Here is a 3,196-nt window from a genome sequence, read left to right as displayed (position 1 = left end):
TTGACCCCTTCCTCAATCAGCACACCCGTCCCTGCATCGACCCCCATCGGCGTTTTCGCCTCAGCAGGGCGCTTGTCCTTCCCTGCCCCGATGTAGGTGTTGCAGAAGGTGTTGCCGCTGATCGTGTTGCGCTCGGAATCCTTCCCCACCCTTACCGAAAACTCATGCGCCAGCACAAAGGTGTTGGCGCTCAGCGTGCAGCCGCAGGCATCCCGCAGATCAATGCCACCTTTGAGGTGGTGGGCGATCACGTTCGCACTCAGGGTGATCCCATAGCAGTCGCGGTCCAGGATGACCGCCGTGCCATTGCACTCCTCGATCATGTTGCCGCTGAGCACCGAGCCGTAGGTGTTCTCAATGATGACTCCATTCCCCAGGTGGTCGTCGATGTTGTTGCCGTTCATGCACAGGTTGAAGGCGTCGATGCAGCGCAGTCCGTCCCAGTTCTCTTCAAAGTGGTTCGCGTTCACCACGATGTCATGCCCGCCGAGGATCTCGATGCCGCTCTTCTTGTTGTAAGTGAGGATGCAGTCCGCCACGCGCGGATCTTCCGTGCAGTTCACCATGTGGATGCCATGGCCGCCATGGTGATCCACCGACACCCCTTCGAAATAGATCTCCTGGATGCCTTCGGCAAAGATGCCGTCGCCGCTCTTCTCATTGCCGCTCACTCGCAGGTCCGCCATCTGCACGCGCCAGAGCTGCGCTTTCTTGTCCGTGTCCAGATTCGGCGGGCGCAGGATGAAGGCAGGCGCGCCTGCTTCATTCTTGTTGAGGATGTGCGTCGCTGCACCACTGCCCACGATGCGCGTCTCCGCAGTCTTCACCCGCAGCGGCTCGGTGATCTCATAATTCCCCGGCGGGATGGTCACCAGCCCCCCGGCTGCCGGCAGGGCATCCAGCGCGGCCTGCAGGTTGGGATGTTTGCCAGCGTCCACCGTCACCGGTGTGGCCGTTTGCGCATGAGACATCACCAGAGACAAAAACAGAAAGCATAAGATTGATTTCATCTCACACAAACGCAGCCAGATCTTCCCTTTCACGTACTTTCCACCTGCAAAAGATCTTCGCCACGCCACGTTGGTTCCTTACCACCCATGATCAAACGCCTCACGCTCCTGTTTGTCGCTGCTCTCTCGCTTTCCGCTTACGCGGAGCCGAAGAAGCTCCTCGTCGTCACCGTCACCACAAGTTTCCGCCATTCCTCAATCGAGACGGCTGAGAAAGTCCTCGCCGAACTCGGTGCCAAGTCCGGCGCCTTCACCGTCGATTTCGTCCATCAGCCGGATGTCGGCCCACAGCCGAAGAGCCCCAAGAAGCCCGAGCGCGACAAGAAAGACACGGATGAATCATTCAAGGCCAAGGTTGAAACTTTCAGCATCGCAAACGCCGAATTCAACGCTGCCAACAAGATCTGGAATGACAAAATCGCCGCCTACATGGCCGACAAGATGGCGCTCGACAAAATCAAAGGCTATGACGGCTTCGTCTTCGCCAACACCACCGGCGATCTTCTCCTCCCTGACCGCGACGGCTTCATCAAGCTCATCGAAGGCGGCAAGGCCTTCATCGCCATGCATTCCGGCTCCGACACCTACCACCCCTTCCGTGGCTACATCGACATGCTCGGCGGCGAATTCGAAACCCACAAATCCCAGGTCGAAATCCAACCCGTCGTTCACGACCCCGCCCATCCCATCACCAAGACCGTCCCCCTCGGCTGGAAAGTCTTCGATGAGATCTACATCATCAAGACCTTCGACAAAGCCAAAGTCCACGGCCTCCTCGGTCTGAACACCCACCCGAACCTCGAGCAGATGAAGGCCGAAGCCGCGCAGCGGAAGGCAAAGAACATCGAAGACCCCAAGAAGGATGCCGACCTGAAGGATGTCGAAGCCCAGAAAGGCCGCTACTACCCCGTCTCCTGGTGCAAGGAAGTCGGCGCAGGCCGTGTCTACTACAACTCCCTCGGCCACCGCGAAGACGTCTGGGACCCCACCTGGAAAGCCGACACCAAGGAGCGCAAGAACAGCCCCGAGATCGCCGAGACCTATCAGGAAATGATCCTCGCCGGCATCAAGTGGGCGCTGAAGCTCGAAGAAGGCGTCTCCACTCCCGGCAACATTCCTTGAGGATGAAGTCAGTTTAATTCAAACCAGGGCGCTGTGGCAACACAGCGCTTTTTTTATTTACCCATCCGCTCCATCTCTTTTTTGTGCACTAGCGCCCCTTTCCTCGAAAATTACCGATAATCGTTCCCTTATATAATTTGGAATAATACCTGCAATTTCGTAGGAAATACATTGCCTTAAACACCAAACTCAATGACAAAGGGGTTAAGCATTTCCAAAAATGAGCTGGGCCGCCACATAGAAAAGCATGCAATCTACTCAACGACGTGAAGAGCGCGAAGCCCGGAAGAGGCAAAAGGAGCTTGAGCAGTTGCTCAAAGAACAAGCAAAGCTCTCATTGCAGGAACGGGCACGTATGGAGGTTGAAGCGCACGAGAATTTGATCGAGGTGCTGCTCTCAGTTCACCGGGAAAGCAGTCCACACTTTGACTGGATGGCCCTCGTTGCCGCATTACCTGTCCACAAGGCGAAGGGGCAAGACGCGGAAGCCTATGCACGAGATTATGCTGATTGGGAAAGCATGCGTTCCTTATCGAGACGAGTACTGTCAGGAGACAGCCAGGCCTACGCGGACGCACTCTCCAAACTATCCGCTTTTGGCGAACTCTCCACGCTCGGCTCTTCCATTTCGTTTCGAGTCGAACATGCGAAACTCATCGAGTGCGAACTCCAAGTATGTGGGAAAAATGTGATTCCCGCTGAGGTGAAATCGTTGAGTTCGGTAGGCAAGGTCATCACGAAAGCCATGCCCAAGGGGCGTTTTCATGATTTATATCAAGACTACGTCTGTGGATGTGTTCTACGCGTTGCCTGTGAAGTGTTCGCACTTCTACCAATAGATGTCGTGATCGTGACGACACTGGTTCCGGTGGTGCAGGCCAGCACAGGCCAGGAAGCGAATATCCCCGTTCTTTCGGCAGCCATTCCGCGTGAGGTAATCGACAAGCTCGATTTTTCGCGACTTGATCCATCCGACTCGATGGAAAATTTTGTTCACCGTGGTGACGTCATGGCATCGCGCAAGTCGGGGGAATTCACAGCCATAGTGCCGTTGACAGCGAAGG

Annotated in this window: 3 protein-coding genes; 2 read left to right on the top strand and 1 reads right to left on the bottom strand. The window is 55.9% G+C overall.

The window, feature by feature from the left end; genetic code table 11:
- Positions 1–1,010 (bottom strand): right-handed parallel beta-helix repeat-containing protein (locus tag WAW39_RS12000; protein WP_422319079.1); only part of this gene is annotated, 1,010 nt, incomplete at its 3' end.
- A gap of 87 nt (positions 1,011–1,097) precedes the next feature.
- Between WAW39_RS12000 and WAW39_RS11995 the strand changes: the two genes are divergently transcribed.
- The gene (locus tag WAW39_RS11995) at positions 1,098–2,132 is read left to right on the top strand and encodes a ThuA domain-containing protein (RefSeq protein WP_422319077.1); all 1,035 of its coding nucleotides are present in this window, start codon (positions 1,098–1,100) and stop codon (positions 2,130–2,132) included.
- Between the two features lie 247 nt (positions 2,133–2,379).
- Positions 2,380–3,196: hypothetical protein (locus tag WAW39_RS11990; protein WP_422319076.1), on the top strand; the 817-nt coding region annotated here is incomplete at its 3' end.

The organism is Prosthecobacter sp. (assembly GCF_049294395.1).
Taxonomy (GTDB): Bacteria; Verrucomicrobiota; Verrucomicrobiia; order Verrucomicrobiales; family Verrucomicrobiaceae; genus Prosthecobacter.
Note: the sequence above shows the minus strand (reverse complement) of the source record. Positions and strands in the feature narration are given on the sequence as shown.